The sequence below is a fragment of the Pseudomonas sp. P20 genome (assembly GCF_016463925.1).
In the GTDB taxonomy this organism is placed as follows: Bacteria; Pseudomonadota; Gammaproteobacteria; order Pseudomonadales; family Pseudomonadaceae; genus Pseudomonas; species Pseudomonas aeruginosa.
On sequence record NZ_JAEMVM010000097.1, the window covers coordinates 1 to 1,029 of the forward strand.

1 protein-coding gene is annotated in these 1,029 nt (G+C 59.5%); it reads left to right on the forward strand.

Features of this window, described 5'->3' with window-relative positions:
* Nucleotides 1–250: 250 nt before the first annotated feature.
* A partial coding sequence (locus tag JHD77_RS31800; protein WP_233412018.1) for a DNA cytosine methyltransferase occupies nt 251–1,029 on the forward strand: 779 nt, incomplete at its 3' end.

The window sequence follows — 1,029 nt, forward strand, 5'->3', positions numbered from 1 at the left end:
AGCACCAGGTGCCTGGCGCCGCCGGCGCCGATGGCCACCTGCAGGGCGTGATCGAGGTCGACGTGCTCCACCAGCTGCTCACCGGTCGCGCCGGACGGATCCGCAGCACCAGGTGCCTGGCGCCGCTGATGTCTTCCTGCCGGATTCCAATCTCGACGCCCACCGCTGAAGCATGATGCGATACATAAATTAGGTAACTTGCATAACTTATGTAAGTTATGTATCTTGTTCGGGTGGATGGAGGAAGCCTATGTCCAAGTGCGAGCAGTTCAGCCTATTCCCCGAAAACTTTGCCCTAAGTGATGACGGATTCAGCGGGATCTGCGGCGAGTTCGCAGACGCTGGTGATATTGACCACCGCTTGTTCGCTGCACCGCGCTCGAATGAGATTGTGCGTCTGGCCGACAAAGTACGGCGATACACCCGTTCACACGGCTGGATGGCTATGGGCGAAGCCCGCAGCCGTGTCGATTCCTGGCGCAGCCATGCGCTCGCGCAGCACTGCACCCGGGCAAACGAGGGGCGCATCGTGCTATCGCTGTTCGACCATACCGGCCAATGGTCCAGACCATGGGAAGAGGCGGGCTACCAGGTCGTGCGCTTCGATATCCAGGACAACCCCGAAACGGGCGACGTGAACGCATTCGGCGTGAATTTCTTCTCAGATTGGTTCGGTGACTTCGATGGCCTGGATATCTACGCGGTCCTTGCTGCCTGTCCATGTACGGAGTTCGCTATCAGTGGCGCGAAGCATTTCGCCGCCAAAGATGCGGACGGCCGCACCGTCGCCGCCGTGGAACTTGTCCACCAGACCCTGCGTACCATCGAGTATTACCGTCCTTCGGTATGGGCCATCGAAAACCCGGTCAGCCGCATCGAGAAACTGGCTGGGCTGCCACCTTGGCGCCTGGCCTTCGACCCGCATCACTTGGGGGATCCATACACGAAGAAAACGTTGCTTTGGGGGCGCTTCAATGCGGATTTGCCGATAGCTCCAGTAGCGGCGATGGCACTGTTGCAAATAGTCGG